This is a genomic window from Vreelandella sp. F11, assembly GCF_042466685.1.
Lineage (GTDB): Bacteria > Pseudomonadota > Gammaproteobacteria > Pseudomonadales > Halomonadaceae > Vreelandella.
The window spans coordinates 4,381,189-4,395,765 of sequence record NZ_CP170448.1; the positions used below are offsets into that span (position 1 = coordinate 4,381,189).

The 14,577-nt window shown below is 58.6% G+C and carries 9 protein-coding genes; 1 reads left to right on the plus strand and 8 read right to left on the minus strand.

Going from position 1 to position 14,577, the window contains the following annotated elements; all coding sequences use genetic code 11:
• Window positions 1–66: 66 nt before the first annotated feature.
• The 6 genes from ACFIOZ_RS20005 to ACFIOZ_RS20030 all read right to left on the minus strand — a co-directional run bounded on the left by ACFIOZ_RS20005 (window position 67) and on the right by ACFIOZ_RS20030 (window position 8,209).
• Window positions 67–699 carry a sarcosine oxidase subunit gamma gene (locus ACFIOZ_RS20005; protein ID WP_386080741.1) on the minus strand — a complete coding sequence of 211 codons (633 nt, stop codon included), beginning with the start codon at window positions 697–699 and terminating at the stop codon, window positions 67–69.
• Window positions 692–3,742, minus strand: coding sequence for a sarcosine oxidase subunit alpha family protein (locus tag ACFIOZ_RS20010; protein WP_386080744.1), 3,051 nt, complete (start codon window positions 3,740–3,742; stop codon window positions 692–694). Before ACFIOZ_RS20010 ends, ACFIOZ_RS20005 begins: the two co-directional genes overlap by 8 nt.
• Window positions 3,739–4,080 carry a sarcosine oxidase subunit delta gene (locus ACFIOZ_RS20015; protein WP_386080746.1) on the minus strand — a complete coding sequence of 114 codons (342 nt, stop codon included), beginning with the start codon at window positions 4,078–4,080 and terminating at the stop codon, window positions 3,739–3,741. The genes ACFIOZ_RS20010 and ACFIOZ_RS20015 overlap by 4 nt, the downstream gene beginning before the upstream one ends.
• Window positions 4,081–4,104: 24 nt before the next feature.
• Window positions 4,105–5,355, minus strand: a complete 1,251-nt coding sequence (locus ACFIOZ_RS20020; RefSeq protein ID WP_009286043.1) for a sarcosine oxidase subunit beta family protein — start codon at window positions 5,353–5,355, stop codon at window positions 4,105–4,107.
• 47 nt (window positions 5,356–5,402) lie between these two features.
• Complete coding sequence (gene glyA / locus ACFIOZ_RS20025; RefSeq protein WP_386080747.1) at window positions 5,403–6,716, minus strand: serine hydroxymethyltransferase; 1,314 nt, start codon at window positions 6,714–6,716, stop codon at window positions 5,403–5,405.
• 386 nt (window positions 6,717–7,102) lie between these two features.
• Window positions 7,103–8,209, minus strand: a complete 1,107-nt coding sequence (locus ACFIOZ_RS20030) for a hybrid-cluster NAD(P)-dependent oxidoreductase (RefSeq protein WP_088699581.1) — start codon at window positions 8,207–8,209, stop codon at window positions 7,103–7,105.
• 362 nt (window positions 8,210–8,571) lie between these two features.
• Here ACFIOZ_RS20030 and ACFIOZ_RS20035 point away from each other — a divergent pair, with 362 nt between their 5' ends.
• Complete coding sequence (locus ACFIOZ_RS20035) at window positions 8,572–9,858, plus strand: aromatic ring-hydroxylating oxygenase subunit alpha (protein ID WP_386080748.1); 1,287 nt, start codon at window positions 8,572–8,574, stop codon at window positions 9,856–9,858.
• A 66-nt stretch (window positions 9,859–9,924) separates the two neighbouring features.
• Here the strand turns inward: ACFIOZ_RS20035 and fdhF are convergent, their stop codons facing one another.
• Window positions 9,925–12,783: a formate dehydrogenase subunit alpha gene (fdhF, locus tag ACFIOZ_RS20040; protein ID WP_386080750.1), complete on the minus strand. Its 2,859-nt coding sequence runs from the start codon at window positions 12,781–12,783 to the stop codon at window positions 9,925–9,927.
• Window positions 12,784–12,799: 16 nt separating this feature from the next.
• A complete protein-coding gene (locus tag ACFIOZ_RS20045; protein ID WP_386080752.1) occupies window positions 12,800–14,518 on the minus strand; it encodes an NAD(P)H-dependent oxidoreductase subunit E in 1,719 nt (572 codons plus the stop codon).
• Between the last annotated feature and the right edge of the window lie 59 nt (window positions 14,519–14,577).

Sequence of the window (14,577 nt, forward strand, 5' to 3'; positions counted from 1 at the left end):
ATCTCTAGTAGCGGCAGATCGTCGCGAAAGATCGTAGCGGCCGAAACAGTGTTCCGGCCTGCCCACTTATTGTTCTACGTTAACGCCGTACTCTGACCCGGCATCCAGTAACCAGCGATAGCAGTAGTCGGCAAAGCTGCGCCGCACCACTAGCTCCCAGCGCTCTTCACTAGGGCGACGAAGGATAGTGGTCGCCTTGGCAAAAACGGTAGTGACGCCTTTCCCCACCGGGAAATTACTGGGGTGAACATCGTAGATCACCGTTTTCATCAACAGCTCACGGGCTGCCTCGCCGGAAAGCTCCAGCACTGTTTGTCCACCACTAACGTCGCTAATGGCAAAGTGGGCATCTCCCAGACGCTCACGCAGCTGCGTCTCCAGCGGGAACTCCTCGCCACCGGGCACAATCACCAGCCACTCATCTGGGGAGAGCCACTGAATGGAACGCTCACTGCTGGCATCGAGCACCAGCGCCTGGGGTTTGCCAGGCAGGCTGATCCCCAGTACCTCGCGCACCGCCTCAGCAAGCACGATGGCGCCACCACGCAGGATCAGATGCCCCTGCATTGCCCGCTCGCGTAGCTTAAGCCGGTAACCACTGCCCCGAGGCGCGCCACTGTGACGGTAGCTGTAGGCCAACGGGGACTCTACCGGGATCGCGGTATCAGTACGGGTGTCGAAAGTAGCCGCGTTAGACATGCTGGCGCTCTCCCTTGGGGTCGTAGAAAACAGTGCTGACGATTTCAGCTTCATGGGTCTGGCCGTCTGCCATGGGCAGGTAAACCGTTTCGCCCAACTTCTGATGGCCACCCTTAACCACCGCTAGCGCAAACCCTGAATCCAGAATGGGGCTGTAGTAGCTGGAGGTAACATGCCCCACCATCGGCATAGGAATCGCATGCTTGGGATCAAGCACGATCTGAGCGCCCTCTTCGAGGATCACCTTCGGGTCTTTCGGCCTGAGCCCCACCAGTTGCTTGCGGTTCTCACGCTTGGTGTCACTGCGTGTCAGGGCCCGCTTGCCAATCCACGAGTAGGGCTTGTCGTAGCCTACGCACCACTGCATGCCTAAGTCTTCTGGCGTCACCGAGCCGTCGGTTTCCTGACCCACGATAATAAAGCCCTTTTCAGCCCGCAGAACGTGCATGGTTTCGGTGCCATAGGGCGTCAAGCCGTACTTCTCGCCATGCTTGAACAGGGTTTGCCACACGTGCATGGCATAGTTGGCTTGCACGTTGATCTCGAAGGTCAGCTCGCCGGTAAAGGAGATACGGAAGACCCGTGCAGGCACTCCCGCCACTTTCCCGGATCGCCAATCCATGAACTTGAAGCTATCGCGGTCAAGATCGAGATCACTGATCTCAGCGAGCAGCTTGCGCGCTTCTGGGCCAGTGATGGTCATGGTGGCCCAGTGGTCAGTCACCGAAGAGAAGTAGACATCCAGTTCCGGCCACTCGGTCTGATGCCATAGCTCCAGCCATTCCAGAATCGCTGCAGCGCCACCGGTAGTGGTGGTCATCAAAAAGTGGTTTTCAGCCAGGCAACTGGTCACACCGTCGTCGGTGACCATGCCATCGTCTTTACACATCAGGCCGTAACGGCACTTGCCGACTGCCAGTTTCTCCCACTTGTTGGTGTAGACCCGGGCCAGGAATTCACGCGCATCCGGCCCCTGGATATCGATCTTGCCAAGCGTTGAGGCATCGAGGATACCGACCTTCTCGCGCACCGCCAGACACTCGCGGGCAACCGCTTCATGCATCGTCTCGGTCTTGCCATTCACCTTCTGTGGGTAGTACCAGGGACGCTTCCACTGACCTACATCCTCGAACTCGGCGCCACGCTCTACGTGCCACTGGTGAAGAGCGGTGTAGCGTTCGGGGTCGAACAGGTCACGGCAGTGGCGACCCACAATGGCGCCGAAAGTGACCGGGGTGTAGTTAGGACGGAACACCGTGGTACCCACCTCAGGAATGGAGCGACCCAGGCAGCGGGCGGCAATTGCCATGCCGTTGATGTTACCCAGCTTGCCCTGATCCGTACCGAAGCCCATCGCGGTATAGCGCTTGATGTGCTCGATGGACTCGAAGCCCTCCCGGGTCGCCAGCTCGATACCCGCCGCGGTGACGTCGTTCTGCAGGTCGACGAACTGCTTGGGGCCACGCAGGGTGGGTTTCTCATGGGGCACTTGAAACAGTGCTACCGCAGGCCCCTGTTGAAGGCGCTCGGCGCTGGGCAGCGTCACCGTCTGAACGGCATGCCCCATGGCAGCCGCTGCTTTGATGCCTGCCTCGACACCTTCCGCAAGTACGTCACCCAGCGCATAGCAGCCGTTGGCACCGCCACAGGCCTGAACGCCTTTCACTAGCCCCGGCACGAAGCCAATAATATCGTCGCGCCAGGTAGGCCGCGCCCCGGTGTGGGACGCCAGGTGAATCACCGGGCTATAACCGCCAGAGCTGGCGATGGTGTCACAAGCCAGCTCCTGAACCGAGCCGCTCACTTTGAAAGCGTCAATATCGATCTTGGCGACCCGTGCAGCGGTGACCCGATTGCTGCCTTTCGCCTCGATTACAGCACTGCCGGTAATGATGTCGATGCCTTGGGCGCGGGCGGCATCCACCCAGTCACCTGCCGGTGCTTCGCGTGCATCCACGATCGCCACTACCTTACAGCCAGCCTCTTTCCAGTCCAGGGCAGCGCGGTAGCCATAGTCGTTACTGGTGGAGAGCACCAGTTTGCGGCCCGGCGCCACGCCGTAGCGGCGGATATAGGTCGATACAGCGCCCGCAAGCAGGTTGCCCGGAACATCGTTACCTGCATAGACCAGTGGCCGCTCATGGGCGCCCGTGCACAGAATCACCTGACCAGCACGTACCCGATGTAAACGGGCACGTACCTGACGGTGGCCATTTTCCACTGGCGCCGTATCGCTTAGGTGCTCGGTACGCCGCTCATGCAGCGTCACAAAATTGTGGTCGTGATAACCGTTAGCCGTGGTGCGCGGCAGCAGCGTGACGTTTTCGCAACCGGCCAGCTCATCCAGCACCCGGACAACCCACTGGTCTGCGGGCTTGCCTTCCAGGGTTTCACGACTGGCCAGCAGCGAGCCGCCCATTTCGTCCTGCTCATCGGCAACGATCACCCGAGCGCCGCTGCGCGCGGCGGCCAGCGCTGCCGCCAGTCCCGCGGCGCCTGCGCCGACGACCAGCACATCGCAGTGCTGATTGAAGTGATCATAGCTGTCCGGATCGGCTTCCATGGGGCTGCGGCCCAGGCCCGCCGCCTTACGGATATATTTTTCGTAGGTCAGCCACATCGAGGCCGGGGCCATAAAGGTCTTGTAGTAGAAGCCAGGCGGCATAAACTGCCCCCCCAGCTTGCCGATCAGCCCCATCAGGTCGCGCTGGACGTTTGGCCAACCGTTGGTGCTACTGACGGTCAGCCCCTCATACAGCGCCTGCTGGGTAGCGCGCACGTTGGGCACCTGGCCAGCCTCGCTGCTGCCCAGCTGCACGATGGCATTGGGCTCTTCGGCGCCAGCAGCGACGATGCCGCGGGGGCGCGAGTATTTAAAGCTGCGGTTAACGATATCCACGCCGTTAGCCAGCAGCGCCGAGGCCAGGGTATCCCCGGGGTGGCCTTGGTAACGCTGGCCGTTAAAGGTAAAGCTCAACGTGCGGGAGCGATCAATACGGCCGCCTGTGTTAAGGCGGTACACTTGTTGCTTAGACTGGCTCATGCCCGCACTCCTTCTTGTTGGCTGACCGCGGCCGCCTCGCGAGTCTGATTCTGGCTGTCGGCGGTAATCGACGGCTGCTCACCCATTTTGTAAGTCTCGAGAATCTCGTAGCTCACGGTGTGACGCGTCACGTTGAAAAACTTGCGGCAACCCACCGCATGCACCCACATTTCATGGTGAACACCACGAGGGTTGTCACGGAAGAACAGGTAGTCACCCCACTCTTCGTCGCTACACGCCTCGGGCTCCTTGGGGCGCTCAATATGCGCCTGGCCCTTGGGGTGGAACTCCTCTTCCTCACGGTGTTCGCCACAGTAGGGACAATAGATATAGAACATGCGAATTCTCCTCTCGTATGAACCCTAGTGGGCAACGCCGGCAGCGCCGTGTTCGTCGATCAGTGCGCCGCTATGGAAGCGGAACATGGAGAACGGCTCGGCAATGGGGTGCATCTCCCCCTTGGCCAGGCTGGCAGCGAACACATGCCCCGACCCTGGTGTGGCTTTGAAGCCGCCGGTACCCCAGCCGCAGTTGAAGTACAGACCCTTCACCGGCGTTTTGGAGATAATCGGGCAGGCATCCGGGCAGGTATCAACAATACCGCCCCACTGACGGTTCATGCGCACCCGAGAGAAGATCGGGAACATCTCGACGATCGCCTGAAGCGTGTGCTCTACGGTGGGGTAGCTGCCGCGTTGACCATAGCCGTTGTAGCCGTCGATGCCCGCACCGATTACCAGGTCGCCCTTATCGGACTGGCTGATGTAGCCATGCACCTGGTTCGACATCACCACCGTATCGAGAATGGGTTTGATCGGTTCAGACACCAAGGCTTGCAGCGGATGGGACTCTAACGGCAAGTTAAAGCCGCCCATCTTGGCCAGCACGCTGGAGTTACCGGCAGTCACACAACCGACGGTTTTGGCTTCAATATCGCCACGATTGGTGTGGACGCCGTAGATCTGGCCGTCACGAATCTTGAAGCCGGTGACTTCGGTCTGCTGCAGAATATCCACACCATGGGCATCGGCACCGCGGGCGTAGCCCCAGGCCACCGCATCGTGGCGAGCCACGCCAGCACGCGGTTGCCAGGAAGCCCCCATTACCGGATAGCGAGCGTTCTTGGAGCAGTCCATGATCGGCACCAGCTCCTGCACCCCTTTGGCATCTAATACTTCGCCGTCAATACCATTCAGCCGATTGGCATTCACCCGACGCTGGATATCGCGCATGTCCTGCAGAGTATGCCCCAGGTTAAGAACGCCGCGCTGGGAGAACATGACGTTGTAGTTTAGATCCTGGGAAAGCCCTTCCCACAGTTTCATGGCGTGCTCATAGAGAGCGGCCGATTCGTCCCAGAGATAGTTGGAACGCACGATGGTGGTATTACGGGCGGTATTACCACCGCCCAGCCAGCCTTTTTCGATCACTGCGACATTCTTGACGCCGAACTCTTTGGCCAGGTAGTAAGCCGTGGCCAAGCCATGACCACCACCGCCGACGATGATCACATCGTACTGCTTCTTGGGCGTGGGATTACGCCACTGACGCTCCCAGTTTTCGTGGTGGCTCAGCGCGTGCTTGACCAGGCCGAAGCCGGAATAGCGTTGCATAGGTGTCTCCTCAGTTCAGCAGCGCCGGGCCCTGCCGGCAAGCCAATTCAAGCAATGGATTCGACGGTTTCAGCGGCGGACTCAGCGTAAACAGGGTGCTGGGCACACACGTCGGTCACTTTGGCCTGCACCTCGGCTTCAATGGCAGTCGTGTCTTTGCCTGCCGCCAATTCGTCTAAGATGTCGCAGATCCAGCCAGCCAGCTCGCTGCACTCGTCGGCATCGAAGCCGCGCGTGGTGACCGCGGGGGTGCCAATACGCAGGCCAGACGTCACAAAGGGGCTTTGCGGGTCGTTGGGCACCGTGTTTTTATTCACCGTGATATGTGCGCGGCCAAGTGCAGCATCCGCATCTTTACCGGTAATGCCCTGGCGGATAAGCGAAACCAAAAAGAGGTGGTCGTCGGTGCCACCGGACACCACGTCATAGCCGCGCTCCATAAACACTTTGGCCATGGCCTGGGCGTTATCGATCACCTGCTGCTGGTAGCGCACAAACTCCTGGTTCATGGCCTCCTTGAACGCTACCGCTTTGGCGGCAATCACATGCATCAACGGGCCGCCCTGCTGGCCTGGGAAAACCGCGCCATTAAGCTTTTTATACAGCGCTTCGTCGCCATGGGCGGAGAGAATCAAACCACCCCGTGGGCCGCGCAGCGTTTTATGGGTGGTGGTGGTGACCACATGAGCGAAGGGAAGCGGGCTTGGATAGAGCCCAGCGGCCACTAATCCAGCGACGTGGGCCATATCGACCATCAACCAGGCGCCTACCTCATCGGCAATAGCGCGAAAACGTCGCCAGTCCACCACGCGAGAGTAAGCGGAGAAGCCCGCGATGATCATCTTCGGCTGGTGCTCGCGAGCCAAGCGCTCGACTTCTTCGTAATCGATCTCGCCGGTTTCCGGCTTGAGGCCATACTGCACGGCGTTGTAGTGCTTACCCGAGAAATTGGGGGCAGCACCATGGGTTAAGTGACCGCCGTGGGCAAGACTCATACCCAATACGGTATCGCCCGGCGATACCAGGGCCATAAACACAGCGGCATTGGCCTGGGCACCGGAGTGCGGCTGCACATTGGCATAATTGGCACTAAAAAGATGGCAGGCTCGTTCAATGGCCAAGGCTTCAACCTTGTCGACGAACTCACAGCCACCGTAGTAACGGCGACCTGGATAGCCTTCTGCATACTTATTGGTCAGCTGTGTACCTTGCGCTTCCATAACAAGTTTGCTGGTGTAATTTTCGGAGGCGATTAATTCAATATGTGCTTCTTGGCGAACCGTTTCTTCAGCAATTGCTTCAGCAAGCAAGGTGTCGTAACTGGCCAAACGTGCATTGGGGGAAAAATTATTGTGAAGCATTAACGCCTCCTCATGAGTCACTTTCTTATTAAGTGCTGACATACCTTTAATGCTGATAAACCCAGGTCGCTCTCAACCAAAGTCCCTATCAACGCGTTGTTACCGCGATACTATCGTTGGTTTCCGAGCCCAAGATGCTTGCCGACGTCACCACTCGATGCATTTGCGACATCGGCTACATTTAGGTTGCTGCTGACGAGAAAGCACCGGAAAAGCCGCCGAAAAAGCCCCATCCCAGCCGGGTATAACCAATGGTGAATGCTTACTTATTAGCGACCAGTACTGTCCAAGATGGAGGTTTATTGGTTATCACTAAAACCAAAACGCCCTTTACGGCCATCACCATAAAGGGCGTTTTGCGACAGGGATTAAAATGGCTGCCAGCGCTAGAAATCCACCACCAGATCTCCTTTAGGACGGCTGCAGCAAGACAGGATATAGCCTTCTTCGACATCCTCATCCGTGATACCGCCGTTATGCTCCATTTCCACCTCACCCGATTTGAGCTCTACACGGCAAGTACCGCAAATCCCCATACCACAGGCCTTGGGAATATGCAGACCCAGCTTGGCTGCCGCCGCATGAACCGTCTCACCCGGCTGAATACGCACACTCTTCCCTGAAGAGGCAAACTCGATGCTGTGCAATTCGCTGGTATCGACATTTTCAGCTTCGACTTCCGCCTGCTCAGCCAGCTCAAGGACATCTTCACGCACCTCAACCGGCGTCGCGCCAAACGACTCCTCATGGTAGTGATCCATGTTGAAGTTGTTGGCACGAAGAATATTTTTGATGGCGTTCATGTAGGGGGTCGGGCCGCAGCAGAATATCTCCCTTTCCATGAAGTCCGGCACAATGAGTTCGAACAGCGGCTGGGTGAGGTAGCCACGGTAGCCGGCCCAGGCCTCACCAATGTCCTCCTTGCTCTCGCATATGATATGCAGCTTGAACTCAGGAATGCGCGAAAACATATGCACCAGCTCGCGATGATAAATCACATCACGGGGAGCACGAGCGCTGTGTATGAACTCAACGTCCACAGTGGCATTAGTATCAAACAGCCAGCGGGTCATGGACATCAAGGGCGTGATGCCGACACCGCCAGAGAGAAACAGTACTTTTTCGGCAGGAAAATCGATGGAGTTGAAGTTGCCTACCGGGCCGTGCACGACCAGTTCATCACCCACTTTCAGGTTCGCATGCAGCCAGTTGGATACCTTTCCCCCAGGTACTTGCTTAACGGTGATGGAAAAGCTGTAAGGGATCGAAGGGGAGCTGGAAATCGTATAGGAGCGCATGATCGGCTGATGGTCAATCTCAAGCTCCAGCGTCACGAACTGACCGGGCTTGAAGAAGAACAGTACAGGCTGCTCGGCCATAAAACAGAACGTGCGCACATCCTGGGTTTCCTGGATGACCTTAACACAACGTACCTGGTGGCGGCCGTTGGTCCAGGTTTGGGTCGTGACCGGATTGAAGAAATTGGTTGTCATTATCGCCTCTGCCTGACCAGCCGTTATCACTATGCATCACCGAACCGTAATCGCTATACGGTCAGTACCGTTGAGATGCATTCTGGGGATGCGCCTGCTAGCCGACTTACCTGACAACGACGCGCACTTACCTCGTGCCACTCTTTATCGTTTAGAAACCTCTTTTTTAGTCGCCACTACGCCACCTAATGTCGCGGGCAGATAACTGGCAGGGTGTAGCCTGCAACACAATCTGTCACTGACGTCAGACCACATTTGAATAAAACGCCAGGTTACGCAACAGAACAACAAGATAAACAATCTTGACTAACGGCCGACTCGCAGCCCTAGAGGGGAAAGCGGTGGTTTACGAGGATACTGGTATGCAAAAGTACGTGTTAAACACAATGGATGACCCGCTCGTCGCGGCCCGGGAGTCAACGGCCAATATGCTGCAAACGAGGGAGCGCAGCTTTTCGCTTCCGCAGCCGTTTTATAACGATGCCCGCCTGTTTGCAATTGATATGCAAGAGGTGTTTGAGAAAGAGTGGCTGTTCGCAGGAATGACATGCGAGATCCCCACCAAGGGTAACTTCATGACCCTGGATATCGGTGACAATCCCATTGTCATCGTACGCGGTGGAGAAGGCACCATTCATGCCTTTCACAATGTCTGCCGCCACCGCGGTTCGCGACTTTGCGTAAAGGATAAGGGCAAAGTGGCAAAACTGGTATGTCCGTATCATCAGTGGACTTACGAGCTTGATGGTCGCTTGCTGTTTGCTGGCAGCGATATGGGCACTGATTTCAACCTTGATCAGTTTGGCCTCAAGCCGGTCAGCATTTGTACCGCTGGCGGTTTCATCTTTATCAATTTAAGCGACAACCCGACCCCCATGGATGACTTTCTGGAAACGCTCGAGCACTATCTTGAGCCCTACCAGATGGACAACGTTAAGGTCGCCACCGAGTCCAGTATCGTCGAGCAAGCCAACTGGAAGCTGGTCATCGAAAATAACCGCGAGTGTTACCACTGCAACGGTGCGCACCCTGAGCTTCTGAACTCTTTGCAGGAGTTTGATGACACCGACGATCCGCGCGCAACGCCCGCCTATAAGGAACTGGTGGCATGTAAACAAGCGGATTGGGATGAGGCGAAAGTGCCCTATCAGTTGAAGCGCTTTGGCAAACGCAATCGTCTGACCCGCACGCCACTGCTAGATGGCATTGTCTCCATGACAATGGACGGTAAGCCCGGCTGTAAGAAGCTAATGGGCCGCTTACCCAACGCTGATATGGGCTCGCTGCGTATCCTGCACCTGCCCAACTCCTGGAATCACTTCATGGGCGATCACGCGGTGGTGTTCCGCGTACTCCCCCTTGGCCCGCAGCAAACCGTGGTGACCACCAAGTGGCTGGTTCACAAGGACGCGGTAGAAGGCGTTGACTACGACCCTGAACAGCTGCGCCGCGTATGGGATGCCACCAACGACCAGGATCGCCAACTGGCAGAAGAGAACCAGCGCGGAATTAACTCCAAGGCTTACCAACCCGGCCCTTACTCTGAAACTTATGAGTTTGGTGTTATCGATTTTGTCGACTGGTACGCCACTCGGGTGCTTGAGAATTTAGGCTACGATACCCCGACGCTTCATCTAGCTCAGGGTTGAGGTTCTCAGGATTATAAAAAAAGCCTGGCCCGCTAATGCGGGCCAGGCTGTAGTGGTCAAGTGTTTTTAGACGCTTAGCGACTCCTCCTCTTGAAGGGTAGCACTGCGGCTCAACCGGCAAGCGGCATACTTGAACTCCGGAATCTTGCCATAAGGATCCAACGCAGGGTTGGTTAACAAGTTCGCCGCTGCTTCCTCGTAACAGAAGGGTACGAAGACCATACCCTCAGGCATACCCGGATCCGTCCTCGCCTTGAGGGTAATGGATCCTCGCCGTGTGACGATCGTCAGATCATCGCCCGGCGCTATCCCCAGTCGAATAAACTCAGCGGGGGCCAGGCTGGCTACGGCTTCCGGTTCCAGGTCATCAAGCACTTTGGCGCGCCGGGTCATCGAACCGGTATGCCAGTGCTCTAGCTGGCGCCCGGTGGTCAGTACCGTCGGGTAGTCATTATCGACCGGTTCATCCGGTGGCAGCGGGCGCGTGGGCGCGAATTTCGCCCGGCCGCTGATTGTCGGGAAAGCATCGCTGAAGACCACGTCGTGCCCAGGCGCGTCCTCCGCCGGGCAGGGGTAGGTTACCGATTGCTCGCGCTCCAGACGCTCCCAGGAAATATGGTCGAGAGAGGCCATGCCTTGCTTCATCTCGGCGAAGACGTCCCGCGGATGCTGGTAATCCCAGCCCAGGCCAAAACGTTTGGCAATCTCCTGAATGATCCACCAGTCCGGCTTGGCCAGGCCCGGCAGCGGCAGCGCCGCACGCCCCATCTGCACTTGCCGATTAGTGTTGGTGACGGTGCCGTTTTTCTCGGGCCAGGCAGAGGCAGGCAGGATGACATCGGCGAACTGGGCGGTCTCAGTGACAAACAGATCCTGCACCACCAGATGCTCCAGCTTGGCCAGAGCGGCCCGGGCGTGGGCCAAATCCGGGTCAGACATCGCCGGGTTTTCACCCTGGATATACATGCCGCGGATGGTGCCAGCGGTGATGGCATCCATGATCTCCACCACGGTGAGGCCGGGTGTGGGATCCAGTTTTGTATTCCACAGCTCTTCGAAGGCACTGCGTACCTGGGCATCGCTAACGGGCTGGTAGTCCGGCATCACCATGGGAATCAGGCCCGCATCGGACGCGCCCTGAACGTTGTTCTGCCCCCGCAAAGGGTGCAGGCCGGTGCCGGGGCGCCCGGTCTGGCCGCAGGCTAACGCCAGCGAGATCAGACAGCGGGCGTTATCGGTGCCGTGGGTGTGCTGGGAAATGCCCATGCCCCAGAAAATCATCGCCCGTTCGGCGTTGGCATAAAGCCTGGCCACTTCGCGGATGGTCTCGGGCTCAACACCGCACAGGCCGCTCATCGCTTCGGGGGTCATATCCACCGTATGCGTTTTCAAGGCTTCAAAGCCTTCGGTATGCTCGGCGATATAGGTCATGTCATACAGCTCTTCGCTGATGATCACATTGAGGATGGCGTTAAACAGCGCCACGTCGGCACCCGGTGAAAAACGCACGCTCAGGTGGGCATAGGCATCCAACGCCTGACCGCGGGGATCGAGGATCACGATCTTGGTGCCACGCTTGGCGGCCTGCTTGAAGAAGGTGGCCGCCACCGGGTGGTTCACAGCCGGATTACAGCCGGTAAGAATCACCATGTCAGCTTGGCTGGCCTGCATAAAGGAGGCGGTGACCGAACCTGAGCCAATACACTCCATGAGTGCCGCCACGGAGCTGGCGTGGCACAAGCGGGTGCAGTGATCCACATGGTTGGAGCCGAAGCCGGTACGCACCAGTTTCTGGAACAGCCACGCCTCTTCATTGGAGCACTTGGCGCTGCCGAACCCGGCCAGGGCATCAGGGCCATGGGCTGCTTTAAGATCGACAAGCCCGCTGGCAGCAACATCCAGAGCTTCGTCCCAACTGGCCTCTCGGAAATGGGTCAACGGCTTGGCAGGGTCGAAGTCTGGATCAATCCCTTTAGCGACACCTTCGCGGCGAATCAGCGGAGCGATTAGTCGGGATGGATGGCGCGGATAGTCATAGCCGAAGCGGCCTTTAACACACAGCCGGTTTTCGTTAGAGGGGCCATCGCGGCCCTCCACGTAAAGGATCTGGTCATTCTTGATATGGTAGGTGAGCTGACAACCCACTCCGCAGTAGGGACATACCGAATCGACCTTGCGGTCAGCCACAGACGAATCACCCCGTCCTTCGTCATCCACCACAGTGGCGGGCATCAGCGCACCGGTTGGGCAAGCTTGAACGCACTCGCCACAGGCCACGCAGGTGCTCTCGCCCATGGGATCGTCGAAATCAAACACGATCTTGGACGCCGCACCACGGTGGGCCAGGCCGATCACGTCGTTGACCTGAACCTCGCGGCAGGCACGCACACACAGATTGCACTCGATGCAGGCGTCAAGGTTGACGCGCATGGCGGAGTGGCTGCTGTCTTGTTCCAGGCTTTCCGCCCGGGACGCCACATGGTGCACGGTGGGCGCCTCGCGCTCTTCGCGCCTGGGCAGTTTACGGCGCACCGCCGTGGCATCAATGGCCAACTGGTCGGCCATGGCCCAGAAATGGCTGGCGCGATCGGGGCTCTCTTCCCGCTCCGGCTGGTCGACCAACAGCATCTCCATGACCATCTTGCGGGCGGTATGCGCCCGTTCGGAGTTGGCGCTTTTGACCACCATGCCGGGGGCTGCCTCGCGGAGACAGCTGGCGGCCAGGGTGCGCTCGCCCTCGATTTCCACCATACAGGCGCGGCAGTTGCCGTCGGCGCGATAACCGCTTGTGTCCTTAAAACAGAGATGGGGAATGGTCTCGCCGGCGCGCTTGGCCACCTGCCAGAGGCTTTCACCAGGGGTTGCACTCACCTCAACGCCATCAAGCGTCAGGGTAAAGCTTGTGCCTGGGTTTTGTTCGCTCATGCTCATGTTCATCCCCCTACCCCTTGACGATTACGTTCTGGGCGGCCAGCTCGCCGCGGAAATCCTTCAACAGCCCCAGCACCGGGTTAGGTGCCGCCTGGCCGAGTCCGCAAATAGAGGCATCTATCATCACCTGGGAGAGCTGCGTCATCAGCCCAGCATCCCACTCATTGCGCTCGAGCAGGGTGAGCATTTTTTCCGTGCCCACCCGGCAGGGCGTGCATTGGCCACAGGACTCATCGGCAAAAAAGGCCAATAGGTTGGTAGCCACCCCGCGCAGATCGTCCTGATCAGAGAGTACGATCACCGCTGCGGAACCGATAAAACAGCCGTGCTCCTGAAGGGTGTCGAAATCGAGGGGAATATCGGCCTTGGCAGCGGGCAGAATGCCGCCGGAGGCGCCGCCGGGCAGGTAGGCCGCCAGGCGGTGGCCGTCGGCCATGCCGTCGCAATACTCGTCAATTAACTCCTGAAGGGTTATCCCCGCGGGCGCCAAATACACACCGGGCTGCTTGACCCGACCCGAGACAGAGAAACTACGTAACCCTACACGGCCATGGCGACCCTGGCTTGCGAAAGCCTCCGCGCCACGCTGCCAGATCATGGGGATCCAGTAGACGGTCTCGACGTTATTGACCAGCGTTGGCCGGTCAAAGAGCCCCTTCTGGGCCACAAACGGTGGGCGATGGCGGGGTTTACCCGGCTTGCCTTCTAAAGACTCGATCATTGCCGACTCTTCACCGCAGATATAGGCGCCCGCGCCGCGGCGCAGCACAACGTAACCCGGCGCCACCAGGCCCGCAGCCTCCAGTTCGCTAATGGCCTCGCGCAGTACGCCGTGTAACGCCGGGTACTCATCGCGCAGATAGATATACAGCGCCTCGGCCTCTACCGCCCAGGCGCTGACCAAGGCGCCTTCAAGAAACTGGTGGGGTGAATTTTCTAGGTAATAGCGATCCTTGAAGGTACCAGGCTCGCCCTCGTCGGCATTGATAGCGCAGTAACGGGGGCCAGCTTCTTGGCGCACGAACGTCCATTTTTTGAAGGTAGGGAAACCCGCGCCACCCAAGCCGCGCAGATTGGCCTGCTGCATCGCCTCCATCAGCGCTTCCACCGTGACCTCGCCCTCGCGACAGGCTCGCAGTAGCGCGAAACCGCCCTCGCGGCGATAGTCGTCCAGTCGCTGCCAATCGACGGGGTCAGGATGAAAGTGTGCTTCCTCGATCACCGACGCGATACGCTCCTGAGTAGCGAACGGCACATGATAGTGCCCCACTTCCGCCACCGGCGCCGTGTCGCAGCGCCCCATGCAAGGAGCGCGCAGTACCCGCACCTGCTCGATATCCACGTTTGCTTCCAACTGTGCCTTAAGCGCCTCGGCACCGGCCAACTGGCAGGTTAAAGAGTCACAGACGCGGATTGTTACCGCGGGCGGCGGCAGTTGGTCGTCGTGAATGACATCGAAGTGGGCGTAGAAAGTGGCGGTCTCGTAAACGGCCGCCATGGGCAGGTTCATGTAAGCCGCCAGGGCACGTAGCTCCGTCAGCAGCAGATGCCCACGGTTATCCTGAAGGGCATGCAGGTGTTCAATCAGTAGGTCGCGGCGGCGCAGCGTGGCGTCCTGGCGTTCGTCGCCCAGCAGCTCACGCAACTCCTCAAGAAGTCGGGGGTCGAGTTCACGGCCGCGGGGCTTGCCGCGGAAGCGGCGCTTGGGGATCACGGTCTGGACGGTCATGGGGTACTCATTATTATCTTGATCGGCTTTATGCCGAATGAACGAAGACGGCACCCCGC

Bases quoted from the DNA above. Each gene is read 5' to 3' on its own strand.
- ACFIOZ_RS20005 (WP_386080741.1), bottom strand. From the start codon at position 699: ATGTCTAACGCGGCTACTTTCGACACCCGTACTGATACCGCGATCCCG.
- fdhF (WP_386080750.1), bottom strand. From the start codon at position 12,783: ATGAGCGAACAAAACCCAGGCACAAGCTTTACCCTGACGCTTGATGGC.
- ACFIOZ_RS20035 (WP_386080748.1), top strand. From the start codon at position 8,572: ATGCAAAAGTACGTGTTAAACACAATGGATGACCCGCTCGTCGCGGCC.
- ACFIOZ_RS20030 (WP_088699581.1), bottom strand. From the start codon at position 8,209: ATGACAACCAATTTCTTCAATCCGGTCACGACCCAAACCTGGACCAAC.
- ACFIOZ_RS20015 (WP_386080746.1), bottom strand. From the start codon at position 4,080: ATGTTCTATATCTATTGTCCCTACTGTGGCGAACACCGTGAGGAAGAG.
- glyA (WP_386080747.1), bottom strand. From the start codon at position 6,716: ATGCTTCACAATAATTTTTCCCCCAATGCACGTTTGGCCAGTTACGAC.
- ACFIOZ_RS20045 (WP_386080752.1), bottom strand. From the start codon at position 14,518: ATGACCGTCCAGACCGTGATCCCCAAGCGCCGCTTCCGCGGCAAGCCC.
- ACFIOZ_RS20020 (WP_009286043.1), bottom strand. From the start codon at position 5,355: ATGCAACGCTATTCCGGCTTCGGCCTGGTCAAGCACGCGCTGAGCCAC.
- ACFIOZ_RS20010 (WP_386080744.1), bottom strand. From the start codon at position 3,742: ATGAGCCAGTCTAAGCAACAAGTGTACCGCCTTAACACAGGCGGCCGT.